This window comes from Vibrio sp. GLN_1 (genome assembly GCF_043106015.1).
GTDB lineage: Bacteria > Pseudomonadota > Gammaproteobacteria > Enterobacterales > Vibrionaceae > Vibrio > Vibrio parahaemolyticus.
Genome location: NZ_JBICMD010000036.1, coordinates 120,041 through 144,278 on the forward strand (window position 1 = coordinate 120,041; position 24,238 = coordinate 144,278).

Consider the following 24,238-nt stretch of genomic DNA (forward strand, 5'->3'; position numbering starts at 1 on the left):
GCGAAAGCGATTAGCTCTGTACCTCGACACCCGCTTCAATCTCGACAGGTTGCGCTTGTGCTTCGCTTTCTTTTGCTGCATCCAGCATTTTGCGAATAACAACAGATGCTGCCATAGCAATCGCCACCATCACAACCGCTAGTACAGTAAGCAATTGGAAGTAATCACCGTATACGGTTTGTACGATTTCTTGAGTGATCTCTTGGCCTTTTTCCATCGCAATCGATGTTGAGAAAGCGGCACCAACGATACCACTCAGTGCGATAGCAACGGAGAATAGACTAACCGAGAAGTTCTCGATGTGTTTTGGTGCTACAGACAGAATGAATGCTACTACCATTGAGCCAACGATAACTTCCGCAATGGCTTGGAAGAAGTGAATCGCCAAGAAGATCTCAGGCATGATCACCACATCTTCACCAACGGTTGTGACCGCAAAAGTTAGGATGCCAAATGCAATTGCAGTGAGTACAAATGCCATCGCGATTTTAGTTGCTGTAGAAAGGTGAACATCGCGTTTTTCAAGCATACCGAAGAAACCCGCAACAATAGGGCCACCAACCATACACCAAAGTGGGTTCATTGCCATTGCTGCTTCTGGCTCAAGTGGGATAAAGCCAAACAGTGAGCCTTTCAAAGTATTGATTGCTACCATGTTCATTGACGTCATCATTTGTCCGTAGTAGACGAAGAAACACGTAGTCAAGAAGGTCACAATGAGGATGGTGCCCATCTTCAATGACTCGGCTTTGCTGGCTTTCAGCATTAAAGAGACGAAGTAAAGAATCGCAGCGCCACCGATGGCATAAACGATGTTTTGACCAATATCCATGTTTGAGAACATGAAGAACACCAACGCGATCATGGCGACGGAAATCAGTGCGAAGAATACCCAGTTTTTCAAGCTTACCGCTTTTTGGTCAAGTTCAGCGGCTACACCTGTTAGGCCCTTTCTGAACATCAACAACATCACAAGCGCGGCGCCTGCCATGACGGCAGAGATGGTAAAGCCGCCGTTAAAGCCAATTACCAGCACGATCATCGGGAACAGGTACTGGCCTAAAAAAGCGCCGACATTGTTCACGGAATAGTTGATTGGGTAACCTTTTTCGAAATCTTCTTGTGATTTAAAAGTGCGTTTGTAAAGACTTGGGTAAGAAGGTGACATCAAACCACGGCCGTAGCTTGCTAGAGCGATACCACACATCGATAAAGGAACGTTTGTCGCCGAAGCACCAAGTACCAGCAAAACGTAACCCGCAGCGAACGCCAGAAAGGCGATGGATAGAGAGCGGTAAGCTCCTAAAAACTTATCCGCAATAAATCCGCCAGCGATGGCAAACAATGGCCCAATGGCAGAAAAAGCGCCCACGATCATCATCGTATCGGCTTCGTTGTAATTTAGATCTTCTAGAAAAAAGCGAGTTAAGCTCACTAACACGCCATAAAATGATAAGCCAAACATCATTTGGCAGAACATCATAGATTTGTTTAGTTTATTCCACATAATTTTGTACTCACATTAGCGGAGAAAGATAGTGATTATTTCTGTTAAATGTTACTTAAACGAGATATTGAGTATTGAAATGATTGTCGCATAACTGACAAAAGACGCACTATATTTTCTAATGTGAAGTTTGTTATTTGCTTATCCGTTGTTCTAGATCAAGTTGATAAATGTAGTTATAAAAACTAATTTATAAATTATTATCAAAACAAAATGCTAATAACTAATTTAACGTATTGAAAAATAAATGATGGAAAGCAGGCGAGTATTGATACAAGGAAGGGAAGAAATCGCACTGTTGATGCTAAGTGCCACCAACAATGCGATGTGTAAAGAAAGATGCAAATTATGCGTACTTATTATTCACATGGTGGTGCCATATGGATGATTGCCAAACCACCTAGAGATGTCTCTCGATATTTCTTATTCATGTCTTTACCAGTTTGGTACATGGTTTCGATAACTTTATCTAATGAAATAAGACATTTGCTAGTGCGTTTTAGTGCCATTCGTGATGCGTTAATCGCTTTTACTGCGCCCATCGCATTGCGTTCAATACAAGGCACTTGAACCAGTCCCCCTATTGGGTCGCAGGTCATACCTAGAGAGTGTTCCATTGCAATTTCAGCTGCGATACAAATTTGCTCGTTGCTGCCTCCTCGCAAGGCGGTTAGGCCAGCCGCTGCCATAGAAGAGGAAACTCCCACCTCACCTTGACAGCCGACTTCCGCCCCAGAAATGGACGCGTTGGTTTTGTATAAAATACCAATCGCTCCAGCAACGGCGAGAAAGTCTTTTAGTTGCTTAAGGTCCAGCTCTTTGATGAATCGATGGTAGTACATCAATACTGCTGGGATAACACCTGCGGCACCGTTAGTTGGTGATGTAACGACTTGCCCGCCTGCCGCGTTCTCTTCGCTGACCGCAAAGGCAAACAAGTTAATCCAGTCCATGATCTCCATTGGATCATTTTCAACTGCTGCATTCGCTTCTAGTTTTTTCAACAGATTCGGAGCTCGGCGAGTGACGTTCAAGCCCCCTTCAAGGATCCCTTCAGTATCGAAACCACGCTGCATACACAGTGACATCACTTTCCAAATTTGTTCAGCTCTTTGGTCAATTTCTTCTTGCTCTCGAAATGCCAGCTCATTTTGTAGAATCATGCCACCAAGGCTGAGGCCATTTTTCTCTGCTTTTTCCAACATTTCGTCTGCGGATGAAAAAGGGAAAGGTACTTCTGCGCTGGCTTGTTGGCTGCCATGTTCGAGCTCTGCCGCTGTCGCAATAAAACCACCACCGATAGAGTAGTACGTCTCAAAGGCGACTTGATCTCCTGCGGCATCGAGCGCGGTGATCGTCATACCATTTTCATGCAGCGGCAGGTTGTCGCTGTGAAATACAATGTCGTGGTCGTAGCTAAACTCAATTTGATGAGAGCCAGCTAACGATAAGGTATGGTTTTCGATGGTGTGTTGCAGTGCACTTTTGGCACTGGTCATTTTGATGGTATCGGGCTTATTGCCCATCAACCCTAGCACTGTGGCTCGGTCGGTGTGGTGTCCTCTACCAGTCAGTGACAAAGAGCCATATAAGTCAACTTGCACCCGACGCACTTTCGCCATAGAGTCGCTAAGTAGTTGAGTGAAATGGAATCCGGCGAGCATAGGACCGTTAGTGTGGGAGCTGGATGGCCCGACACCGACCTTAAAAATATCGAAAATCGACAGCATAATTGACTTCCTTCAGCAATGAACCTTTCATAGGTCTCTAGAACAATGTTGTTAACTAGATGTTAATGCCTGTAAGGCGGTTGGCAAAGAAGATTTTTGTAACTATGCCAAAGACCACACAACAGTGACTTTGTCGCAGGGGAAATTGAGAGAGAAGTATGAAGTTAGGTAACGTGGTCATCGTACTAGGTAAGCGATTGGTTAATAACCAATTGAGTGCCGAAGGCATCTCGAGAGTCGAAGCACTAGCCGCTAAGATCCGCGAAATGCCAATGGAGAATACTGCTCTCGTATTTTGTGGTGGAAAAACGCAAGGACAACGCATTTCGGAAGCAGACGCTATGTATGCATATTTTCAGACCCTGAATACGTCGCTGGCCAAGCCTTTTCCGACAAGCCAAATTCTGCTTGAAAATCGCTCTTTGAATACGTTTGAAAACATGCGAAATGCAGCGAAAGTTCTGTGTGAAAGCGGTTTATTTCCGTTACCGTCTCAAGCGGCGGTTGAGGTCATTTTGCTATCAAACGCCTACCATCTTGAGCGCATATTAGAAATTCAAACGCTAATGGATGAGCAAGGCTTACTGCGCGTGCTCAAATCTCAATGCGCGTCCGTGGGTTTAGATTTACACATTTCTCTAAATATTCAGAAGCACATTAGCGTGCCATATCCACATCAAGGACCACAGGCAGAAGCGTTTCTTTTACTTGATGAACTGACGACGTATCGAGTGTATCTAGAGGGCGTTAAAAGTGGGGCATTTCAACGAGATTTAACTAGCGTTCGAGCACAGCCTTTGCTGCGGGCTAAACAAGCAATAAGTCAACTTCGCGCTTTACCGTTAGAAATGGATGTTTTGCAGCAAATTGCGGAAATGAAAAAGGCCATCGAAATGACGGCCTTTGATGAATCGGTTGCAACAGCAGAGCGAGCATTGGAAGTGTTTCATCCCATTTTAACTGCGCTCAATCGCCGTTTAGATCCCGAGTCTATTCAGTGATTTCGCGTCGCATACGAACAGCACTCAACGCAATCAGACAGTAGCAAAGCAGCTCCATGCCTTCTTCCGAAATGTTCTTAACATCGCGGATGTAGCTTTCATTCATGACTTGCTGCCAGAAGCTTCCCATGCCGTAAAGGCGAGAGAAAACAAGCAGTAGAACGACGGCACCAATCAAGAGCTTCATGTGCGGAACTTGTAGAATGCGTGCCATTTCGTTCACTGTACCTTTACCACCTTGGTAAGCTTTTGCGCAAGCCAGAGCAGTGACGGTTAACGCAGGGAATACCCACGATCCGTGACGGATCATATCCATCCAGTAGTCCAGTTCGCGAATGATCAACACAGCGAAGAAGCCGGAAATCAAAATAGCGGCGTGTTTAACTTGTTCTTCTTGCTTAGAAAGTTGGAAGAACGACCATGAAGCAATCGCCAGCATGATCACTTGTAAGGTTTCAGTGATAGAGACTTCACCCAAACTTGATCCCAATACTACGTAATCAAGACGAATACTCAGATTGACGAGAATACTGATCGCAACAATCATCAATGCGCTTAAACACGATTTGTAGATGATGCGTTTTGACTCATCAGTAATCACGTTGTTTTGTGCCGTTTCGGCTTGTTTAACTATTTGTGTTTTCATCCTGACCACCTGTTTCCAGAAAAATGTGGAAGAAATGTGAATTTGTGTGATGTTGGGCATGATTTTATTGACCAAGTGGAAAGTATTGTCAGAGGAATGTCAGGAATAGAACGCTGTTCGATATTATATTTGCATACGGTAAAGTCAGAGTAGTGTGAAGCTCATGTAGGAAAATGCGGATATCAAAGAACAAAAAAAGGAGCCGATTGGCTCCTTAGTTATTGAATAATATTACTATTTATTAGATTCGAGTTTATTGCTCGTCACTCTCTTTGTGGTTGTTACGGTAGTATTCCCACTGTTCAACACGTTCATCGTCAGAAAGCACACAGTAAGTTACACGCTCACCGTTCTCTGACACAGTGTCCAGTTCGCCACCTTGTTGTACACAGTAAACGGCCGCCGGATTGGCAACAGAGGTGTACTCTGTTGAGCGAGTTGCGCCGTCATAGGTTGAACAACCAGCAAGTACCATTGTCCCTGCCATAACCATCATTAAACTTGTTTTTTTCATCTTTATCTCCGCATGGGATAGGCGAGTATTGCCTTGATTATAGGCAACTTTCGTCAATTATTGTCTTATCGATGTTAAAAGTAAGAAGGGCGTAGACATATTTAGAAGAATTTTAGACATTTCTCATAAAGAGCTTGCTAGTACCTCACATCTGTTGCGGATACATAGTGAATGTATCGAGCGTAAGCCGCTCAACAAGACGCGATCTCGTGAACGGTTTAGTACACTTTAATTGGGTTAGGTATCGCTACTTTGGCTTGCTTATTAACACAACGATGATTTAAAGGGTGAACTCCGGTAGTATGCGCGCATCATATTTACGGCGGTATTTTCGATGAGACATTTACAATCGACCATTCATCCAGAACTCGATCATCTGGACGATAAAATTATCTTTCAGCGTCATGCAGCGCGTGCCATTGTACTTGATGGTGAAGATGTGTTGTTGCTCTACACAGAGCGTTATCACGATTACACGCTACCTGGTGGCGGAATTGATGAAGGTGAAGACGTTATTGCTGGGCTAGTTCGTGAACTCGAAGAAGAAACGGGGGCGCAAAATATTCACAGCATCAAACCATTCGGCATTTTTGAAGAGTTTCGTCCTTGGTACAAAGACGATGCCGACGTGATGCACATGATTTCGTACTGTTACACATGCAAAATCGATCGTGAGCTGGGTGAGACAGCGTATGAAGATTACGAAGTGAAGAATGGTATGCGTCCAGTTTGGATGAATGTCCATGAAGCGATAGCACATAACGAAAAGACGATGGCAGAAAGCCCGAAGAAAGGAATGAGTATCGAACGTGAAACGTTCTTACTTCACCTGATCGCTAAAGAGTTGCTTTAGCTGCCACCAGAGTGCCGAAGACTGAGCTCATACCTATTGAATGGGAATGAGCTTCAGTAAGCGTTGTTTAGAAGTGGTTAGGAAGATGTGTTTAGGGATTTAATCATTCACTTCTTTACGCAATTAAGCGCAATAAAAAAGTCCGAGCTCCCCCCCGGAACCCGGACTTATTCCAGACGCGCAAGCGAAGCGTCATCTCGATATTCTGAGTTTTGTTTCAAACTATGAAAACAATAGCCGTTTTATATTTAGTGTGTAAATAATTAATAGGTCCAACCATTGGTTTTCATCTTTTTTGCACACGTAATGTGATGCATATCTATCCAATAAACAAGTGCAAATTGGACTATTATCAGTAAACCACTACTCTTTCTTATTCTTGAGATACATTACCTTAACTTTTTTGCACACGTTTGCATCGAGATCACGAGTTTTTAAATTAGCAGAACAGGATCTTGTAATTTTACGTTCTTCTGACATTCGGTGTTTTGGTGATTATTATCACAAATTAACGAGTGGAGGAAGTCGACTAAAGTCGATCAGAGGCTGTGATGGTGCCGCAGACTCAGAAGCAAATAAAAGTAACGGCTGAAAAGAAGAGTGTTGTAACTGCCCGATATCTATCAGTTTTTCCAAGGCAAAAAAACGACTGACGTATTGATGTGTTTCTTTTGGCAGAGTGAGCTGTTGGAAGTCATCGGTGCCCGCTTTCTTTATAGCGCGAGCAATTCGGCCTTCTCCTGCATTATAGGCCGCTAGCGTTAATGCGAGGTTTTGATCAAACTTGTTGTATAAAAACGCCAGATAGTCCAATGCAGCTTTCGTGCTGGCTTGGGTATCGAAACGCTCATCCACATTCGAATCAACCGTTAAACCAAAGCGCATCGCTGTTGCAGGAATCAATTGCCATAATCCCGCGGCGTTGGCGTGAGAAACGGCTTTTGCGTTGTAAGAAGATTCTAGCATTGGCACCAAAACGAGACTTTTGGGCAGTGACTTGCTTTTGAGTTGCTTAAAGATGTGGTCGAGAAGTGGATTGACGGAAGTGAGACGTTGGTCGATTTGTAATTTATAAGGCGCAAGAACCTGATACTGCTGCTCTATATCAGTAGTATTGGGTTTTGCCTGGCAAAGAAAAGAAGTGCTGAACAACAAACAGGCAGAAATAAAAAGGCCTACAGTATCCAGCCGAGATGGCGGCTGAATCTGTAGGCAAGACGACCATCGTTTAAAACGATTTATCTTCATAAATGTGTTGCACAGGTTGTTTGAGTTGACTGACTAACTCATGGAACGCAGCAGAGCTTTGGCCATTGCTCTGGTTGTATTGTTGGCACTGCTTGATGAGTGTCTCCAATAACGTCCACTGTTTTCTCGCTTGCGCACCAATCTTGGCAGGCAAAGCGTTAAAAATTCTTGTTACGCTGGAGTCATTACACGGTAACCCCAGCTCACGCATGCATTGGCTTCTTTCATTAGAAGAGCGGCTCAGCTTATTGAGTATTGGTGTTTGTTGCTGAACGTTGGTGTTCAGTGCCTCACCATCAAACTTCAAATACAACGCCTTTTGTTGTTGAAGTAGGGTCAATAATTGCTGATACAGTTTGATGTCTTCAGAAATTGAACGAACAAAATACTGAATTCGCTGCGATGCCGCGCTTGCCATGGTGTATTCCTAATGCTGTGCTTTTACTCGTGACCAGTATGGAATTGCATAATTGCCTTAGATAGCGCTTTTGTATCTAGGCTCAATTCGCCGCGTGCTAGCGCGTTACGAACTTGCTCAACTTTTTCCATATCGACGTCTGGTAGCGATTTCATTTCTGCTTGGGCACGATCAATTGCTGCTGTGTTTGCTTGAAACGCAGGCTCGCTTACTTTGGTTTGTTCCATTGTTTCAACAGGCTTTTTACTTGCTTGTTGGAAATTTGTTTGTGGGACATGACCGCCCGCGACTTTGTCGATTTTCATGCTGTGGTCCTCATCATCATGTTCTAAATCCAATAGGCGACAAGGATGTGGTGAACATTAAATTTTATTTTTGTACTCGATACTCACCTGATGTGACGAGAGGCAAAATTGAAAAATGTTACGTTGAGTCCAAAATCAAAACTGAGTATGAACTTGGTTTCTTCCTGTCACAACCGCTCGAATGACTCTTCCAGAACTGAGGTTTTCTACCTCAATCTGTTGGCCTTTCGCTCCATCTTCTAAGGCGACACCTTTGGTGCTTGCACTAAATCCATCTTTGCTAGCAATGATGATGATTTCATTGCCTTTCTCAATCAAAGCTGGGGCACTTAAGTTGGTAGGATCGACGACTTGTCCGGCGCGGAGTCGACGCGTGGTTTCCAAGCCGATGGCGCGTTTAGGATCGGTGTAGAAATCGTCCGAGCGCGAAATGGTTCGAGTTTCCAATTTCAGATGATTGGCTGTCACCACTTCACTGCGACCTACAGTCGTCGCCGCAACCACCACTGGCAGTGTGACCGAGGATTTGATCGTGACATTGATTCGCCATGGAGCAGTGAGATCTTCGCAACTGACGGAACGCTTTAAGTTACCGACTGGCAAAGGTTGGTTATCGCGACCCGTGATCACCAATTTGGCATCGCATTTGGGTAAATGGTTGGCAGAACCTGGCACCCACAAATCGTACTCCAGTTGATACTCGCCCCACTGGTTGGACTTGGCTACGCGGTCTACTTCTTGTTCAAAATGTTTCGCGACAACGGCCTTTAGCTCCTCCGATGAGAAGGTGGTTTGGTCCGGACTGGCGAAAGTTTGTCCTGTCGAAAGAATTCCTAATAACAGTATCCACTTTGAGGAAATTAGAGTTTTCCCCCTAATTTTTTTGCTTTCCGTAAACCGGAAGTTTGGTTTCCACTCTTGTCTGTAAGTCATTGATAAATATAAATAAAATTTATGGCACGTATCTTGTTTGTATCTTGGCGTATTCGAGCCGACTGTAAGGAAAGATGCATGGCGATCACATTTGAAAATGCTTTAGGTGTACATCCAGAGGCACTCAATTTTCGCGTTCAGCGTACCAAAGTCCTCGCCAGTAACCTAGCAAATGTTGACACCCCTGGGTACTTGGCGAAAGACCTAAGTTTCACCACTGTTATGAACCAGATGTCGACAAACGGTGTGAGTAATTCTGTACCTAAGCTGCAGGTTCAGGCCCAGTATTCGGTGCCGTACCAAAACAGTAAAGATGGCAACACTGTGGAACTTGGTGTTGAACAAGCAAAATTCACCCAAAACAACATGGACTTTCAAACCAGCCTGACATTTCTGAACATGAAATTTAACGGCTTGGCGAAAGCGATTGAGGGACGTTAATTATGTCATTCACTGATATTTATTCGATTACTGGCTCTGCGATGACGGCGCAAACCGTTCGCCTAAACACGGTTGCCAGTAACCTTGCGAACGCGGATGCGGTGTCTGCAAACCCAGATGATGCGTACAAAGCACTTAAACCTGTGTTCGCTACCGTGTATCAAAAAACGCAGATGACGACAGAAAACGGCATTTACCCAAATGCTGAAGTTCGTATTGTCGATGTGGTGCAAAACAAAGGTCAGGCGGAAAAACGCTTTGAGCCAAATAACCCACTCGCTAACGGCGAAGGTTATGTTTACTACCCAGACATCGACGTGGTTGCGGAAATGGCGGACATGATGTCAGCGACTCGCAGCTTCGAAACGAACGTGGAAGTGTTGGCAAATGTGAAAAGCATGCAGCAAGGCTTGCTTCGTTTAGGGCAGGGTAGCTAATGAGTCTTGCACAGTACACGGCATTATCGTCGGACGCTCCAGTTAAAGCGGCAGCAAAAGAAAAGAGTGGCATTGCGCCAAACCCAACGGATAAGAACAGCGCGTCTTCACTTCAAAATGAGTTCATCTCTTTGATGGTGGCGCAAATTCAAAACCAAGATCCGTTAAACCCGTTAGATGGCACAGAGTACGTCGGTCAGTTGGCGCAGTTCTCTCAAGTTCAAAGTACCGAGAACATGTCGAAGGTCATGCAAAACAGCATGGTGCTACTCGACAACATGCAAGTGCTATCGACCGCCGGTTTGGTTGGTCAAACGGTTTACGTGAATTCAAAAGAATTCGAACTGGGTGATGGTGCGCAAAACGGCAAAATCGAACTGAGTCATGGTTCAAACCAAGTGACTTTAGTTGTGAAGGATCAGTTCGGTCAGAAGACGAACGTACCACTTGGCGCTCACGGCGCTGGTGACGTTGAGTTCTCAATCAATCCAGAAGAGCTTGGCTTAAAGCCGGGCAAATACACGGTATCTGTAGAAGTTCAAGAAGGCCAAGCGAGCCCGAATGTTCTACTGGCTGGCACAGTTGAACAGGTTCGTATTCCGAGTTCAGGTGGCGCAGCATTGGTCAATGTTAATGGCGTTGGCAACGTTCCTTTCTATCAAATCACTCAGTTTGGTGCTTAACCAAATAAGCAAATCAGAGGTCTTTTATGAGTTTTAACATCGCACTTAGTGGTCTGGACGCGACCAACACAGAGCTAAACACGATCAGCCACAATATTGCCAACGCTTCAACGTATGGCTTTAAAGGTGCGCGTACAGAGTTCGCAGCGGTATACAACGGCATGCAACCTGGCGGCGTAGAAGTTGCGTCTATTTCGCAAAACTTCGATAAAAACGGTTCAATCACGGGTACTGGTCGTTCGATGGACTTGGCGATCAACGGCAGCGGCTTCTTTGTGACAAAAGATCACATGGGTCAGACGCTTTACACTCGTTCTGGCGTATTTGGTACGGATAAGAGCAACTTTGTTACAGCGAACAATGGCGCGAAGTTGCAAGGTTACAGCGTAGATAGCAACAACAACCTGATGACGGGTTCTGTAGGTAACATCCAAGTATCAACATCGTCACTCAACGCGAAAGCGACAGATAAGCTTGATTTTGTTGCGAACTTCGATGCAAGTGCAAAAGCGATTGATAAAGCGGTAACGCCGTTCGATCCAGCGGATCCAACCTCGTTCAACTCTTCTTACACGACACAGGTGTACGACTCACTTGGCAACTCTCACACCGTGACGCAGTACTTCACTAAAACGGCAGACAACGCATGGGAAGTGAACGTGCAAGTCGACGGTGGTAAAACTCCTGTTTCAACCATTCCTGTGACGTTTAATAAAGACGGTACGTTAGCGGCGCCAACAGGCTCTTTCAATGTGGCATTCCCAGCTGCGGGCGCAAACGCAATGAGCGTTGATATCAACCTAAAAGGTAGCACGCAATTTGGTGCCGCGTTTGGTGTGAGCACAAACAGCCCAAACGGTTACACATCTGGTGAGCTTGCAGGCGTACGCGTAGAAGACAACGGCATGGTTTACGCAACTTACACTAACGGTCAATCACAGCTTCAAGGCCAAGTGGTTCTGGCTGATTTTGCTAATACGCAAGGTCTAGCAAAAGTGAGCGGCACTGCTTGGACACAAAGCTTTAGCTCTGGTGCGCCGATCATGGGCGTTCCGGGTTCTGGCACGCTGGGTAACTTGACTCCAGGTGCATTAGAGGGCTCAAACGTCGACCTAACCAGTGAGCTTGTGGCACTGATGACAGCACAACGTAACTACCAAGCGAACGCAAAAACGATTTCGACCAGCGACAAGCTCACTCAAGCCTTGTTCAACGCGGTGTAATAGGAGTTCTGCATGGATAGCTTGTTATTTACAGCAACCTCCGGTGCAAGCCGAGTTCTTAAAGCGCAACACGTTCGTTCGAATAACTTGTCGAACGCGGATTCCGCGGGTTTCCGTGCGGATATGGAACGTGTTCGTAGCGTGGAGTTACAAGGCCCGGGCTTTGATGGCCGAACCATGGTGGTCACAAACTCTGCATCAACGCGTTTTGATTCTGGCGACGTTGTGAAAACAGGTCGTGCGCTCGACGTTGCCGTCATGGGGGAAGGTTACCTTGCGGTAGAAACGCCAGCGGGTAATGAGGCTTACACGCGTGCCGGTAACATTCAAATCGATACCTTTGGCGCAATGTCTATCAACGGATTCCCGGTTGTGGGTGAAAACGGTCCGTTGGTGGTGCCTGATTATCAAAAAATCGAAATCAGTGAGCGTGGTCTTGTCTCGGTTATTCCACCGGGCGGCGGTGCAGAAATCGCAGTCGGCACATTGAAACTGGTGAAGCCAGAAATCAATCAGCTGCAAAAAGAGAGCGACAGCTTGCTTCACAGTGTTGATGGTGTGCCATTCGCAGCGGATGAAACCGTGCAATTGGCACCAGAACACATCGAAGGCAGTAACGTATCGGCGATCGATGAGCTGATCGGCGTGATGTCGCTAACGCGTAACTTCGAGATGCAAGTACGCATGATGAAAACTGCAGAAACGTTGGCGCAAGCCGGTAACAAATTAATGGCGGCGAGATAAGTCTCGCCCCAAAAGGAGATAACCAATGCATTCGGCATTATGGGTAAGTAAGACAGGTATGGCAGCGCAGGACACGAAGATGACTGCCATTTCCAACAACTTAGCAAACGTAAACACCGTCGGCTTTAAGCGCGACCGCGTTGTATTTGAAGACTTGTTCTACAGCATTCAGCGTCAGCCTGGTGCACAGGTGGATCAGGTAAACGAGCTGCCTAGCGGTGTTCAATTGGGTAGTGGTGTGCGCGTTGTTGGCACGCAAAAAGTGTTCACGCAAGGCAACACACAAAACACGACTCAAGACTTAGATCTAGCGGTAATGGGTCAAGGCTTCTTCCAGATTGAAAACTCTGACGGTCAGATTATGTACACGCGTAATGGTCAGTTCCACATCAACTCAGAAGGTTTGATGGTGAACAGTCAAGGTCTACCGCTTGAGCCACAAATTCAAATTCCTGACAACGCGACCTCTTTCTCGGTTGGCGTAGATGGCACAGTGACAACAACAACGGCAGACGATCCAACACCTCAGCAGCTTGGCCAAATCACTCTAGCCAAATTCATCAACCCAGCTGGCCTTGAAGCCGTTGGCGGTAACTTGTTCCGCGAGACGGAAGCAAGTGGCCCAGCCGATGAGCTGATTGCTGGCGCAGATGGTGCAGGCAGCATCAAGCAAGGCGCGCTAGAAGGCTCTAACGTGCAAGTCGTGGAAGAAATGGTCGACATGATCACGACTCAACGTGCTTACGAGATGAATGCCAAAGTCGTATCAGCAGCAGATGACATGCTGAAGTTTGTCTCGCAATCGATGTAATGATGAAGTTGGTGATGATGAAGGAAAAAGCAATGAAATGGCTTTCTAAGAGTTGGGCAGTAGCCGTCGTGTTGCTGGTGGGATGTGCCGGACGTCAGGAGTTTATTCCGCCTCAGCCAAATGCTGAGGAGTATGCGCCGCCGAAGTTGGATTACACCTTACCAGACGCTCAATCTGGTAGCCTTTATCGTCACCAATACACGATGACTCTGTTCCAAGATCGTCGTGCGTACCGAGTCGGTGATGTGCTAACCGTGGTGCTTTCTGAAGAGACTTCTTCAAGTAAAAAAGCCGGAACCAAATTTGGTAAGAGCTCAGCGGTGAACTTTGCTGCGCCAACCATCGGCACTAAAAAGTTTGATGAACTTGGTGTGAGCATTGACGGCAGCCGAAATTTCGATGGCAGTGCGTCTAGCTCGCAAGGCAACAAGCTCCAAGGTGCTATCACGGTCACGGTGCATGACGTGTTGCCAAATGGCGTATTGCGCATCAGTGGCGAAAAGTGGCTGCGCTTAAATCAAGGTGATGAATTTATCCGTTTGACGGGCATTGTTCGCGTCGATGACATCACTCGCAATAACCAAGTTTCTTCTCAACGAATTGCGGATGCTCGCATCACTTACGCTGGTCGCGGCGCGTTGGCAGACAGCAACGCTGCTGGATGGCTGACTCAGTTCTTTAACAGCCCATGGGTACCATTCTAATGAAGCCAATCAATACCTTTTTTTCGTCTTTCCTACTGGCATTGACCTTAGGGCTTCCTGCGACTTCACAGGCTGAAGTGGAAATTCCTATTATGGATTTGGTGGATGTTCGAGGCATCCGCGAAAACCAATTAGTCGGTTACGGTTTGGTGGTTGGTCTTGCCGGCCAAGGTGACCGCAACCAAGTAAAATTTACCTCACAATCCATCACCAACATGTTGCGCCAATTTGGCGTTCAGATTGATGACAGCATGGACCCTAAACTGCGTAACGTAGCATCGGTAAGTGTGACGGCATCGGTAGACCCTATGGCGGGGCCGGGCCAAACCTTAGATGTGGTCGTATCATCCATTGGTGATGCGAAAAGCTTGCGCGGCGGTACGCTGCTTCTTACGCCGCTACGCGGTATCGATGGTGAAGTGTACGCCATCGCGCAAGGTAGCGTTGTTGTGGGCGGTTTATCTGCTGAAGGTAAAAGTGGTTCGAAAGTCGAAGTGAATACGCCAACAGCGGGTCGTGTGCCGAATGGTGCAACGTTAGAGCGCGAAATCAAAACAGACTTCAACCAGCGCGATGAAATCACGCTGAACTTGCGCAAACCAAGTTTCACTACTGCAAAAAACATCGCACGTGAAATCAATAATACGTTTGGTCCGAACGTCGCTGTTGCCATCAACAAAGCACGCGTGGATATGCGAGCGCCGAAAGACACGCAACAACGCGTGATCATGATGTCGATGCTGGAAGAGATGAGCGTCGTAGAAGGTCGTAAGCCTGCACGTATCGTCTTCAACTCCCGTACTGGCACTGTGGTGATTGGCAAGAATGTCAAAGTTGGCGAAGCGGCAGTAAGCCACGGCAACTTGACGGTGCGAATTTCAGAATCAGAAAAAGTCAGTCAACCGAATGCGTTTGCTGATGGTGAGACAAAAGTCGTTAATCAAACGGATATTGATGTAAACGAAGAGCTCGCTCAAATGGTGATTTGGCCTCCGGGTACAGAGCTCAATACCATTGTCGATGCAGTCAACAGCTTAGGCGCAACCCCAACCGATTTAATGTCGATTCTTCAGGCACTAAATGAAGCGGGTGCGTTGAATGCTGAACTGGTCGTGATTTAAGGAGTGAACGATGAAACTAGATGGTAGCAGCGATCAAGCTCAATTGAACTCAATGCTTTATCACGACAACAGTGCGTTGGCGAACATCAAGCACAGTCGTGATCAAGAAGGCGCGCTCGAAATGGTGGCGGGTCAGTTTGAAGCTATGTTCTTACAACTGGTGCTGCGTCAAATGCGCAGTAGCAGCGACGTGTTAGCGGACAAAGACAGCCCATTTTCAAGCAAGCAACAAGGCGTTTTTCGCGACATGTACGATGGCCAGTTGGCGATGGAGTTGGCGAAAAAGCAAAGCTCTGGCATCGCGAATATGCTGATTCAGCAGTTGAGCCCTTCAATGCGCGAAGTGGCCTTCGATTCGGCGCGCAATGTGTCTTCTGCAAATGACGGTAAACCGGTCGATTCTGAATCGATATCACAGCTTGAACTCGAAGAAATTACCGACCCATTTAACTCAACGGCTCAAGCGGTCGCCTCAGTTAAACAAGTGCTTGGAGAAGCCGGTATGACGACCGCTTTTTCTCAGCCGCTGATCAGGAAAATGGAGCTGTAAATGAACCTAGTTAATATCGCCCTCTCAGGTTTAAACGCAAACCGCGTTGCACTTGACGTGACGGCGCAAAACGTTGCGAACGTCAACACGCCAGGATACAGCCGTCAACAAGCGTTGATGGCGACAGTTGGTGATGGTAAGTCCAACCGCTTAAGTTCTGGCATGGGTGTGGAAGTGACCAGCATCCGCCGTGTAACTGATCAGTTCTTGGTTAAACAAACTTGGTCTACCAATAGTTTGGCGGCTTACGCGGCTGGTTACACCAGCAACATGAGCCAACTAGAAAACACCTTGGGTGCAGACGGATTTAGTATCTCTGCTGGCTTAGATTCGCTTAACGCCGCGCTTAACGACGCGACAGTGAAGCCAGAATCGATGCCTTACCGCCAGCAAATCATCAATGAATCAGAAGCATTGGCTCGACGTTTCAACACACTAACTCAGTCTTTGCACAATCAACACAAAGACATGAATGATCAGCGCACCGCTGCGCTGACTCATGCAAACAGTCTGATGTCGAACATCGCTCACGTGAACAAGCAAATCGTTGAAATGCAAGGTACAGGCGGTAACCCTGCTCAATTGATGGACGCGCGTGAAAAGCTGATCGGTGAGCTGTCACAAGTGATCGAAGTGAAAACAACCGATCAACCGGATGGCAGCATGCAGGTGACGTTGGTTTCTGGTCAGCCGTTAGTCATGGGCTCGGACTTTGGTCAACTGTCTGCGATTCCTGATCCAAGCGATCCGTATCTTGCGGATCTGCACGTGAATTTTGCTAATCAAAGCTTCGCTATTGGCGATTCGGTCGGGGGTAAGTTGGGTGCCATCAACGATTACCAAACCGACGTTCTAAAGCCAAACCAAGTGGCGCTTGATGATATGGCAAAAGCTCTGGCAGATGAGTACAACGCGGTACTTGCTACAGGTAAAGACTTGAAAGGCAATGCTGGCAAACCACTGTTTAACTACGACCCTGATAACCCAGCGGCAAGTTTAACCATCACAGATTTGAGCGCGGAAGAATTGGCGTTTTCAAGCGATGGTACGCCGGGTAACGCGAATGTTCTTAAATCTTTGATTGATTTGAGTAACAAACCGGTTGCGGTAACGGGCTACGGCTCAGTGAGCTTGAACGATGCCTTTACCTCAATGGTTGGCCAAACGGCGATCAAAGCGCGTCAGGCCGATGCGGATTACCAAGCAAAACTGGCAATGAGTAAGCAAGCGCATACCGCTCGCGACAACGTAAGTGCAGTGAACAGCGATGAAGAAGCCGCGAACTTGATGACGTTTGCTAACGCGCACAATGCCAACATGAAAGTGATCAGTACGGCGAACCAGCTGTTCGACTCTGTATTGCAGTTATTCTAGAGGAAACCCAGATGCGAATCAGTGATAACCAATTCAGCCAAATGATGCTGCAAAGCCTGCAGAGCAACAGCGCAGGCCTTGGGAAAGTACTTCAACAAATGTCGACACGTGAGCGACTGACTAAACTGTCTGATGATCCAATGGCGTCTATCAAGCTGCTTAACTTGGAACGCGAAAACAGCGCGATTGCTCAATACCAAAGCAACATCGCAAACCTGAAAACAACGCTTTCAAGCCAAGAGACACACCTAGACTCAGTGAGCGAAAGTTTGAAAAGCATGCGTGACATTGTTCTTTGGGGCGCGAACGGTTCGTTAACGGATCAAGACCGTAGCGGCATGATCACCGAACTGAAAAGCTACCGTGACTCCATCGAATCGTCTTTCAATGCGCAAGATGAAGAAGGCCACTTTCTGTTCTCGGGCACAAAAACCGATACCGCGGCTCTGAATAAATCAAGTGGCGCTTATGTGGTCGAAGGCAACAGCGATGTTCGTGTGGTGACGGTGGCGAAAGGCGTGACCATGGATTCGAACATGACCGCACAAGAAATCCTAGATATTGGTGGCGGCAAGAACGTTCTTAACCAAATTGATGCTTTGATTGCAGAATTTGAGAAGCCGAGTCCGAATTTTCAAGCCGAAGTGGACGCTAGCCTAAACGCCATCGATGATACGATGGCAAACGTACTAGGCGCGATGACGGAAATCGGTGGTCGCCATAACAACCTAGATTTGATGGACGGCGCACACAGCGAAAACAAGTTGTTTGTCGACAAAGTCTCTGGTGACTTATCTGCATTGGACTACGGTGAAGCTTCGGTACGTTTAAGCAACTACATGGCTGCTCTGCAAGCTACGCAGGCGAGCTACGTGAAGATCAACGATCTTTCATTGTTTGACCGTATTTAAGGTTAGGAAGTTCTTTTATGGTAATGAGTACAGTAGAGGTTAGAGCCCATAGCATACGCTTGGGTGGCCAAGAACAAGCCTCTATCATGCCAACCCGCTCTGCGGATTCAAGCAGTACGATCAAACCGCGTCCAATTCAAGTTCAGGCTGACACCGCGTCAGCCTATTCTGTTTCAGGCATTCAACTGACTCAGGGACAGCAACAAGCAACAGCGGTACAAATTGCTTCAAAATCACTGCAATCCATTGGTAAAGAGCTAACGCACATTAAACGTGGGTTAACTCAAGCCGTTACGCAAGGCACACAAAATGTGCCGGGGTTGCAAGATACGCTTGTGCGCTCTAAAGCGAACATTCAACGTGTTGTGGAACAAGCGCGCTTTGATGGCCAGAAGGTGATTGACAACGAATTGCATCTCAAATTGGATAAAGCCGATATTCGTCGCTTCTCTATCCCAGGTTTGAATGTGCATCGTCTCAGTGACCGAGCGGAACAAATTCGTTTGGATTTCCCTCAGGGCCAAGCGGTGATGATTCAGTTTGACGGTCAATCGGACGGCGCACGCACGGTGAAAATGCTCGACCGTAGTTTAATTGCAATGGGCATGCGCGCATCATTGGCTGAAGACGGCACCATTTTGTTTGAAGCGCGGGATAACGCTTATCAACAAATGCAGCAGAAGGTTTTGGTCACGGGCGAAGGGCATCGCTTCCCAGCTGGCCAGCCAAATGTGCTGAACTTGAAATCTGAGCCGGACGGCATTGCAGAGCTGAGTTTCGATTTAGGCTCTCGTGATGGCATCAAACAGACCATCTCAAAAGTCAATCAGCACTTAAGACAAGTGCAAACCAGCTTAGAAGAAGCGAAAGCTTTTCATGGCGAGTTGAACACGCAGATGCGCTCAATCCAAAGCAAAAGTCATCAACTTTCGGTAGATGAAGTGAACGCAAAACTGGATGGTTTTATGGAGACGTCTGGTCAGTTTACCTCGACGTTCCAAGCGTTAAATGCGCAAGCGAATGTTCGCCGTCATACGGTGGTTGCATTGTTGAAATAACGCCGTTTCAAAGAACACTCCAATGATTCCCGGCTTTACATTTTTGCTGCCCCCCAATAACGGCGAAAATGCATTGTCGGGAATCTCTCTTTTCCGCTTATCTTTTTGTGTTGAAGAACGTCGATTATGACTCAGAGGTCTGAGTGACTGAGCGATGCAGTTTTTGAAATAGCCACCCTAAAGCAATAAGTGATGCCCCCAAGCCTAAGAAGCTGATGGCGCGCCAGAACCCGTCCAAAGAGCTTACATCCCACAAGAAGACTTTCAACGCCACAAAGGCCAATATAATTAAGCCGATGCGTTGCATCATCATCGCTTTGTGAATGACGCCACGCCAAGTTAAAGCGCCACCAACCATTAATCCTGCCACTGAGTAGCTAAACAACTCCGCCATACTGGTCGGTTGAAACAGCGTCATTGACGTGGTTTGCCAGAACTGTCGAATCGACATCCCTAGCCAAATGGCCGCTAATGCAAAGCCAAGACATGCGACCGCTAATCGGTGTACACGCAGCGTATTCCAGCGTCTAATGACCGCAGCAATGAGAATGCACGCTGGCAGAAGCCAACCTACACTCAGCATGTTGAACACAGGCATGGCTTGTGCCGATACGTTGTTGCTGATGAGTGGCGATTCAACGCTGTTCAGCCATACCGTCAATAGCGCGAATGCGCCCCACAATAAGTAGCTGTAGGCTTGATAAACAAGGGTGAGCTGCTGAGCAAATTGGCTGCGATAACTGTAAACCAAGCCCATAACCAGAGCTTGGTTGGCAAAGACCACGGCACTTGTGAAATCGATGTGCCCCAAATAGCCGTATTGTCCCGTTAACCAGTAGTTGGTTTGGGTGAACAACGCCATTAAGAACACATGCAAAAACGCCCCTTCGAACCAGTTGGTCAGGTCGGAATCTTGTTTCGCTAGCACGCTTCGGGCATAGGCTAAGATAGCCAATGACGGCACGTAACTAAGAATGACCCAAGCCCAATGCCCACTCTCAACCGGCTGCCATTGTGGAATAAAAGGCAGCAACGTGAGACGAACCACCAAAATACCCATCACGATTTTGACCGCCCAACTTGCTGGGCGAAAGAACCCGGCTTGGATTTGCAGTGCCATCACCGCGACTTGTATCGAAATTGCAGTGGTGAGCCAAGTGTCGCTTAACCAAACGAAAGCGACGCCAGAAATCAGAGCGTGAACGACCGCTGAACATTCAAGTGCAAGAGAGCGAAGGCGCTGGCTAAGGAACGCATAATAGGCCGCGATGAGCGCGCAGAACAACGTCCAGTACAGGGCGTAAGCGTGCATGAATTCGTCAGCATAAAACAACGTGACCAAACCCATCGTTGGTGCTAGCACTAACAAAAGCACGTTGCTGATTTGCGAACGGTCACTCAAAGATTGGCAATAGGTTCTAAAGCCAATCAGCGCAATACTCACCGCCAATGCGAATAGGATGCTGGCTTCTCGCTCTAACATATACAGCGCATCAAACGCGATGGTGAGAACAATCAGCGCGGTTGCCGAGACGAGTATGGATGGCAAAAATACACGTAATGACCAGCCTGTACGCAGTGCTGGTAGCCAGATGAACGCCACAAGCAGCGTATAACAGTACGCCATTTGTAGAGTGTTCAGTTCCGGCATTCTGGTGATAGCAGAAAAGGTCAATAACGCTACTGCAAGAGAGATCGCGGTTGGTTGATTTGTCCACTTGCTTTGATAGTGGCGAAAACGAGGATTGAGCATCCAACCCATTCTCGGAACCGCGAAAATGAGATACAAAGTGATGGAGAGATAAATCGCGAGCCACGAGAACAGCAGTTCAGTTGGAATACTCTCAATCAACAGCAGCATCCAAATGACATGCGGAACGGCGATGCTTGGCGCAATCCATGCCCGATGCACTTTTTGCATCAATAAGGTCGCCGCGAACGAAATCGCGCAGATGTATCCGGCTAACAAAAAGTAGTTCGGTTCATTACCTCCAATCCAAAGTGGAGCGGTGTAGCCACCGATTAAACCGAGCACCGCCATTAACGGCCCTTGTCGTAATGACAACGCTAAACTGCAAAATGCCGCCGTAGCCAAGACGATCAACGAGACACTTGGCGTCAGCATTTGATAAACCACAAAAGCAAAAATGACGGTGCAGTAAATGCCCGTGAGCCCCGTTCCGGTGACAGCAGCAGGCACATAGGTAAAGCCTTGAGCGCGTGCGGCGCGATCCGGGTTGTTTTGCTCTTTTCGATGGAACCACTCGCCAGCGAGTACCATAAGTAACGAGAGTGAAAAGGCAAAAGAAACACGCATAAGTGGCGAAAACTCAATATGGCTACCAATCACTTGTACCAGATAGCCGCCACCGATCAACATGGCTAATGCGCCGACCCAAACTAGCCAGTTCTCTTGGAAGTTAGCAATGAGTTTTTGCGCGTGCTTCTGGATTAGTGGGTCTTCTTGCTGAGTAAACGTCGCCAACTGAACTTGTGTTTGCTGGCTTTGGTTGAGTTCGGTTTGCTCTTGCTCACTATGGTGCTGCTGAGTTGCAATGTATGAAGGCTCAAATTCAGGCTCGATGTTGCTTGGAGCGCTTAATGCCGAGTCGCCAGAATCTGAACGCATCGAAGAGGCCGCCCCAAGGCTGGATTCCGATGTGTCAGGCTCTGGTTGGGAGGCTTCGAGTTTCGAATCGCGACGCGTGCTGACGCGAAGAGAGGCAACTTCCTTCTGTAATTTCGACAGCTCTTTTTCCAGCAACGATATCCGACTGGCGGCTTTCAAACCGATCAATATGGCAAAAAAAGCCGTGATCAGCGCAAGTGTCGTAAACAATCCGTTTCTCCCTATCCTTGGTCGTTTGTCTCACACGATAGATGATTCTTAACTTTGAGCACGTACACTAAAGCTTAGTTCATGCTCTATGCCTGAGCGTTTTATGATGCTAGGTTCCGCGTGAAATTTTGTACCCACTTTACCTTGCTCTGAGGGGAACTGCGAGAATGACGCAAGTATTGATGCAGTTTCTGGACGACTTTTCGGCACACATCGCCGCTAAGTCACTGGGTATAAACTATATTCATAATTCTAAGGGTCAACGCATCCTAGCGCTGTGACGCTAAAACAACGATAAAAATAGGTGACGATAGATGCAAGTGGGTAATGAAGCGCTGGTGCTGTCAGCGGTAGGGGTCATTGGTTTGGGCTGTCAGTGGTTAGCTTGGCGGCTGCGCTTGCCAGCCATTTTGTTTTTGCTGTTGGCTGGCCTCATCGTCGGGCCATTTATGCAATGGCTCAAACCCGATGAAATTTTGGGAAATTTGCTCTTTCCGTTGGTCTCATTAGCGGTGGCAGTCATTTTATTTGAAGGCAGTTTGACCTTAAATTTTAAAGAAATTCGTGGCGTGAGTGGGTCGGTATGGAGCATTGTTTCCATCGGGGCGATCATCTCGTGGGCGGCAACCAGTGTTGCGACACACTATTTCCTTGGTTTTACATGGGAGCTCGCCATGTTGTTCGGCAGCTTAACCGTCGTCACGGGGCCGACAGTTATCGTGCCGCTGCTTCGGACGGTAAGGCCTAACAGTACACTTGCCAATATTTTGCGCTGGGAAGGGATCTTAATCGACCCTCTTGGTGCGCTATTTGTGGTGATGGTGTATGAGTTTATCGTGTCGCACAGCGCCGTAAACAGCATGGAAGTCTTTGGCACCATCATTGCCGTAGGTGTCATTTTAGGTGTGGCGTCTGGTGCAGCCGTAGCGACGGTATTGCGTCGAGCGTGGTTGCCGGAATACTTGCAGCCTTTTGCGGTTTTAATGGTGGTACTGGGCGTATTTTCGGTCTCTAACCACATCGAATCTGAAGCGGGGTTATTAACCGTTACCGTGATGGGTATGTGGCTTGCCAACGCGAAAGACATCAACATTCAGCAAATTCTGCATTTTAAAGAGCACTTGACCATTTTGTTGATCACTGGCTTGTTCATCTTCCTTGCGGCTCGAATCAGCTTGGATGATTTTGCAGCGCTGGGCAGTGGTGCGTTGCTGCTGTTTGTCTTTATGCAGTTGGTGTCGCGTCCGTTATCGATTTTTCTTTCTACGATGCGCAGCAACTTGAACCTTAAAGACAAGCTCTTTTTGTCTTGGGTTGCACCACGCGGTATTGTTGCTGCGTCGATTTCTTCTCTGTTTGCGATTAAGTTGACCGAATACGGAGTCGATGGAGCAAGCTTACTGGTGCCAATGACCTTTATGGTGATCATCGGTACGGTGGTATTACAAAGTGCCACTGCTCGCCCTATGGCGATTGCATTGGGTGTCGCTGAACCTGCGCCGAGAGGCTTCCTACTTATTGGGGCGAACCGAGTCGCACGTGAAATTGGCCAAGCGTTAGCGCGTTATGATCGACGTGTATTGATGACGGACTCGAACTGGGAGTACATCAGCCAAGTTCGTATGATGGGTCTGGATTATTATTACGGTAACCCGATTTCTAGCCATGCGGATGACAACCTGAACATGATTGGCATTGGTCAAGTGGTCGCACTCACGCCAGATCAACACTTCAACATCATGGCTTGTATGCAATTTGTCGACGAGTTCGGCGAAGATAAAGTACATTGTCTGCAAAAAGTGAAGACGAATGGAAACGGCAGTGAGAAGCACTCTGTTGCTCAGGAGTATCACGGCAAGCTGTTGATGGGGGGCAATGTTAGTTACACCCAGCTCGCGAGCCTATTAAGCCGAGGTGCGGAAATCAAGCACACCAAACTGAGTGAGAACTTCACTTACCAAGATTATTTGGAACATCACAAAACCAATTTGGTGATCCCGCTGTTTAATGTCGAAGACAAAGGCAAAATCCAATTCTGTGATGATCCGGATCAGTTTGCGCCAAGTACGACAAGTACCATTGTGTCGCTAATTCTGCCTGAAAGCGCACAATAGAACGCAAAACATCTATTTCACCGCCTTTAAGTTGGCATCCTGTCCGTTTGTTTTCCAAGCTTAGGGAGTAACT

General features: G+C 47.2%; 24 protein-coding genes. 15 read left to right on the top strand and 9 right to left on the bottom strand.

The genetic code is table 11. The features are described from left to right. Window positions 1-10: 10 nt before the first annotated feature. Both ACF8OV_RS18360 and ACF8OV_RS18365 read right to left on the bottom strand, forming a co-directional pair. Window positions 11-1,507: a peptide MFS transporter gene (locus tag ACF8OV_RS18360; RefSeq protein WP_005463935.1), complete on the bottom strand. Its 1,497-nt coding sequence runs from the start codon at window positions 1,505-1,507 to the stop codon at window positions 11-13. Window positions 1,508-1,866: 359 nt separating this feature from the next. Continuing rightward, window positions 1,867-3,237, bottom strand: coding sequence for an L-serine ammonia-lyase (locus ACF8OV_RS18365; RefSeq protein WP_020834902.1), 1,371 nt, complete (start codon window positions 3,235-3,237; stop codon window positions 1,867-1,869). Between the two features lie 158 nt (window positions 3,238-3,395). On the opposite strand from ACF8OV_RS18365, the gene ACF8OV_RS18370 reads away from it, so the two are divergent. Beyond that, the gene (locus ACF8OV_RS18370; protein ID WP_203494797.1) at window positions 3,396-4,238 is read left to right on the top strand and encodes a YdcF family protein; all 843 of its coding nucleotides are present in this window, start codon (window positions 3,396-3,398) and stop codon (window positions 4,236-4,238) included. Here ACF8OV_RS18370 and ACF8OV_RS18375 read toward each other — a convergent pair. Both ACF8OV_RS18375 and ACF8OV_RS18380 read right to left on the bottom strand, forming a co-directional pair. Further along, a complete protein-coding gene (locus ACF8OV_RS18375; protein WP_005481502.1) occupies window positions 4,228-4,884 on the bottom strand; it encodes a hypothetical protein in 657 nt (218 codons plus the stop codon). The two genes, ACF8OV_RS18370 and ACF8OV_RS18375, sit on opposite strands and share 11 nt — an antisense overlap. A gap of 253 nt (window positions 4,885-5,137) precedes the next feature. After that, the gene (locus tag ACF8OV_RS18380; protein ID WP_203504328.1) at window positions 5,138-5,398 is read right to left on the bottom strand and encodes a DUF333 domain-containing protein; all 261 of its coding nucleotides are present in this window, start codon (window positions 5,396-5,398) and stop codon (window positions 5,138-5,140) included. A gap of 334 nt (window positions 5,399-5,732) precedes the next feature. On the opposite strand from ACF8OV_RS18380, the gene ACF8OV_RS18385 reads away from it, so the two are divergent. Then, complete coding sequence (locus tag ACF8OV_RS18385; protein ID WP_021484196.1) at window positions 5,733-6,251, top strand: NUDIX hydrolase; 519 nt, start codon at window positions 5,733-5,735, stop codon at window positions 6,249-6,251. 501 nt (window positions 6,252-6,752) lie between these two features. Here ACF8OV_RS18385 and ACF8OV_RS18390 read toward each other — a convergent pair. The 4 genes from ACF8OV_RS18390 to flgA form a co-directional block, all read right to left on the bottom strand. Continuing rightward, window positions 6,753-7,499, bottom strand: coding sequence for a lytic transglycosylase domain-containing protein (locus tag ACF8OV_RS18390; RefSeq protein ID WP_029805669.1), 747 nt, complete (start codon window positions 7,497-7,499; stop codon window positions 6,753-6,755). After that, on the bottom strand, window positions 7,480-7,917 hold the full coding sequence (gene flgN, locus ACF8OV_RS18395; protein ID WP_203504330.1) for a flagellar export chaperone FlgN: 438 nt from the start codon (window positions 7,915-7,917) through the stop codon (window positions 7,480-7,482). The genes ACF8OV_RS18390 and flgN overlap by 20 nt, the downstream gene beginning before the upstream one ends. Window positions 7,918-7,940: 23 nt before the next feature. Continuing rightward, a complete protein-coding gene (flgM, locus tag ACF8OV_RS18400) occupies window positions 7,941-8,222 on the bottom strand; it encodes a flagellar biosynthesis anti-sigma factor FlgM (protein WP_005464040.1) in 282 nt (93 codons plus the stop codon). A 135-nt stretch (window positions 8,223-8,357) separates the two neighbouring features. Next, entirely contained in the window at window positions 8,358-9,155 is a 798-nt protein-coding gene (gene flgA, locus ACF8OV_RS18405; protein WP_203504332.1) for a flagellar basal body P-ring formation chaperone FlgA, read from the bottom strand. A 78-nt stretch (window positions 9,156-9,233) separates the two neighbouring features. On the opposite strand from flgA, the gene flgB reads away from it, so the two are divergent. The 12 genes from flgB to ACF8OV_RS18465 are packed head-to-tail and all read left to right on the top strand — an operon-like array spanning window position 9,234 to window position 19,212. After that, the gene (gene flgB / locus ACF8OV_RS18410) at window positions 9,234-9,596 is read left to right on the top strand and encodes a flagellar basal body rod protein FlgB (RefSeq protein ID WP_005463947.1); all 363 of its coding nucleotides are present in this window, start codon (window positions 9,234-9,236) and stop codon (window positions 9,594-9,596) included. Between the two features lie 2 nt (window positions 9,597-9,598). Beyond that, window positions 9,599-10,033 carry a flagellar basal body rod protein FlgC gene (flgC, locus tag ACF8OV_RS18415; RefSeq protein ID WP_005464013.1) on the top strand — a complete coding sequence of 145 codons (435 nt, stop codon included), beginning with the start codon at window positions 9,599-9,601 and terminating at the stop codon, window positions 10,031-10,033. After that, a complete protein-coding gene (gene flgD / locus ACF8OV_RS18420) occupies window positions 10,033-10,716 on the top strand; it encodes a flagellar hook assembly protein FlgD (RefSeq protein WP_025554931.1) in 684 nt (227 codons plus the stop codon). The genes flgC and flgD overlap by 1 nt, the downstream gene beginning before the upstream one ends. 26 nt (window positions 10,717-10,742) lie before the next feature. Beyond that, complete coding sequence (gene flgE / locus ACF8OV_RS18425) at window positions 10,743-11,939, top strand: flagellar hook protein FlgE (RefSeq protein ID WP_005463978.1); 1,197 nt, start codon at window positions 10,743-10,745, stop codon at window positions 11,937-11,939. A gap of 12 nt (window positions 11,940-11,951) precedes the next feature. Further along, window positions 11,952-12,683, top strand: a complete 732-nt coding sequence (locus tag ACF8OV_RS18430) for a flagellar basal body rod protein FlgF (RefSeq protein ID WP_203504334.1) — start codon at window positions 11,952-11,954, stop codon at window positions 12,681-12,683. A 25-nt stretch (window positions 12,684-12,708) separates the two neighbouring features. Continuing rightward, the gene (flgG, locus tag ACF8OV_RS18435) at window positions 12,709-13,494 is read left to right on the top strand and encodes a flagellar basal-body rod protein FlgG (protein WP_005481471.1); all 786 of its coding nucleotides are present in this window, start codon (window positions 12,709-12,711) and stop codon (window positions 13,492-13,494) included. A gap of 32 nt (window positions 13,495-13,526) precedes the next feature. After that, on the top strand, window positions 13,527-14,198 hold the full coding sequence (flgH, locus tag ACF8OV_RS18440) for a flagellar basal body L-ring protein FlgH (protein WP_011106240.1): 672 nt from the start codon (window positions 13,527-13,529) through the stop codon (window positions 14,196-14,198). Then, a complete protein-coding gene (locus tag ACF8OV_RS18445) occupies window positions 14,198-15,319 on the top strand; it encodes a flagellar basal body P-ring protein FlgI (RefSeq protein ID WP_005463987.1) in 1,122 nt (373 codons plus the stop codon). The genes flgH and ACF8OV_RS18445 overlap by 1 nt, the downstream gene beginning before the upstream one ends. A 10-nt stretch (window positions 15,320-15,329) precedes the next feature. After that, window positions 15,330-15,869, top strand: a complete 540-nt coding sequence (locus tag ACF8OV_RS18450; RefSeq protein ID WP_005463927.1) for a rod-binding protein — start codon at window positions 15,330-15,332, stop codon at window positions 15,867-15,869. After that, complete coding sequence (flgK, locus tag ACF8OV_RS18455) at window positions 15,870-17,243, top strand: flagellar hook-associated protein FlgK (RefSeq protein WP_025542565.1); 1,374 nt, start codon at window positions 15,870-15,872, stop codon at window positions 17,241-17,243. A gap of 11 nt (window positions 17,244-17,254) precedes the next feature. Then, window positions 17,255-18,154 (top strand): flagellar hook-associated protein FlgL, encoded by a 900-nt coding sequence (gene flgL, locus ACF8OV_RS18460; RefSeq protein ID WP_005497981.1) that lies wholly within the window; start codon window positions 17,255-17,257, stop codon window positions 18,152-18,154. Window positions 18,155-18,171: 17 nt separating this feature from the next. After that, window positions 18,172-19,212 carry a flagellin gene (locus ACF8OV_RS18465; RefSeq protein ID WP_025538277.1) on the top strand — a complete coding sequence of 347 codons (1,041 nt, stop codon included), beginning with the start codon at window positions 18,172-18,174 and terminating at the stop codon, window positions 19,210-19,212. Window positions 19,213-19,336: 124 nt separating this feature from the next. On the opposite strand, the gene ACF8OV_RS18470 is transcribed toward ACF8OV_RS18465, so the two are convergent. Then, window positions 19,337-22,051: a DUF2339 domain-containing protein gene (locus tag ACF8OV_RS18470; RefSeq protein WP_203504336.1), complete on the bottom strand. Its 2,715-nt coding sequence runs from the start codon at window positions 22,049-22,051 to the stop codon at window positions 19,337-19,339. 314 nt (window positions 22,052-22,365) lie between these two features. Between ACF8OV_RS18470 and ACF8OV_RS18475 the strand changes: the two genes are divergently transcribed. Next, window positions 22,366-24,165 carry a sodium:proton antiporter gene (locus ACF8OV_RS18475; RefSeq protein WP_005463905.1) on the top strand — a complete coding sequence of 600 codons (1,800 nt, stop codon included), beginning with the start codon at window positions 22,366-22,368 and terminating at the stop codon, window positions 24,163-24,165. Window positions 24,166-24,238: the final 73 nt, after the last annotated feature.

What these genes read in the sequence shown, in the direction of transcription:
- ACF8OV_RS18360 (WP_005463935.1), bottom strand. Translation starts at nt 1,507, where the DNA reads ATGTGGAATAAACTAAACAAATCTATGATGTTCTGCCAAATGATGTTT.
- ACF8OV_RS18365 (WP_020834902.1), bottom strand. Translation starts at nt 3,237, where the DNA reads ATGCTGTCGATTTTCGATATTTTTAAGGTCGGTGTCGGGCCATCCAGC.
- ACF8OV_RS18370 (WP_203494797.1), top strand. Translation starts at nt 3,396, where the DNA reads ATGAAGTTAGGTAACGTGGTCATCGTACTAGGTAAGCGATTGGTTAAT.
- ACF8OV_RS18375 (WP_005481502.1), bottom strand. Translation starts at nt 4,884, where the DNA reads ATGAAAACACAAATAGTTAAACAAGCCGAAACGGCACAAAACAACGTG.
- ACF8OV_RS18380 (WP_203504328.1), bottom strand. Translation starts at nt 5,398, where the DNA reads ATGAAAAAAACAAGTTTAATGATGGTTATGGCAGGGACAATGGTACTT.
- ACF8OV_RS18385 (WP_021484196.1), top strand. Translation starts at nt 5,733, where the DNA reads ATGAGACATTTACAATCGACCATTCATCCAGAACTCGATCATCTGGAC.
- ACF8OV_RS18390 (WP_029805669.1), bottom strand. Translation starts at nt 7,499, where the DNA reads ATGAAGATAAATCGTTTTAAACGATGGTCGTCTTGCCTACAGATTCAG.
- flgN (WP_203504330.1), bottom strand. Translation starts at nt 7,917, where the DNA reads ATGGCAAGCGCGGCATCGCAGCGAATTCAGTATTTTGTTCGTTCAATT.
- flgM (WP_005464040.1), bottom strand. Translation starts at nt 8,222, where the DNA reads ATGAAAATCGACAAAGTCGCGGGCGGTCATGTCCCACAAACAAATTTC.
- flgA (WP_203504332.1), bottom strand. Translation starts at nt 9,155, where the DNA reads ATGACTTACAGACAAGAGTGGAAACCAAACTTCCGGTTTACGGAAAGC.
- flgB (WP_005463947.1), top strand. Translation starts at nt 9,234, where the DNA reads ATGGCGATCACATTTGAAAATGCTTTAGGTGTACATCCAGAGGCACTC.
- flgC (WP_005464013.1), top strand. Translation starts at nt 9,599, where the DNA reads ATGTCATTCACTGATATTTATTCGATTACTGGCTCTGCGATGACGGCG.
- flgD (WP_025554931.1), top strand. Translation starts at nt 10,033, where the DNA reads ATGAGTCTTGCACAGTACACGGCATTATCGTCGGACGCTCCAGTTAAA.
- flgE (WP_005463978.1), top strand. Translation starts at nt 10,743, where the DNA reads ATGAGTTTTAACATCGCACTTAGTGGTCTGGACGCGACCAACACAGAG.
- ACF8OV_RS18430 (WP_203504334.1), top strand. Translation starts at nt 11,952, where the DNA reads ATGGATAGCTTGTTATTTACAGCAACCTCCGGTGCAAGCCGAGTTCTT.
- flgG (WP_005481471.1), top strand. Translation starts at nt 12,709, where the DNA reads ATGCATTCGGCATTATGGGTAAGTAAGACAGGTATGGCAGCGCAGGAC.
- flgH (WP_011106240.1), top strand. Translation starts at nt 13,527, where the DNA reads ATGAAATGGCTTTCTAAGAGTTGGGCAGTAGCCGTCGTGTTGCTGGTG.
- ACF8OV_RS18445 (WP_005463987.1), top strand. Translation starts at nt 14,198, where the DNA reads ATGAAGCCAATCAATACCTTTTTTTCGTCTTTCCTACTGGCATTGACC.
- ACF8OV_RS18450 (WP_005463927.1), top strand. Translation starts at nt 15,330, where the DNA reads ATGAAACTAGATGGTAGCAGCGATCAAGCTCAATTGAACTCAATGCTT.
- flgK (WP_025542565.1), top strand. Translation starts at nt 15,870, where the DNA reads ATGAACCTAGTTAATATCGCCCTCTCAGGTTTAAACGCAAACCGCGTT.
- flgL (WP_005497981.1), top strand. Translation starts at nt 17,255, where the DNA reads ATGCGAATCAGTGATAACCAATTCAGCCAAATGATGCTGCAAAGCCTG.
- ACF8OV_RS18465 (WP_025538277.1), top strand. Translation starts at nt 18,172, where the DNA reads ATGGTAATGAGTACAGTAGAGGTTAGAGCCCATAGCATACGCTTGGGT.
- ACF8OV_RS18475 (WP_005463905.1), top strand. Translation starts at nt 22,366, where the DNA reads ATGCAAGTGGGTAATGAAGCGCTGGTGCTGTCAGCGGTAGGGGTCATT.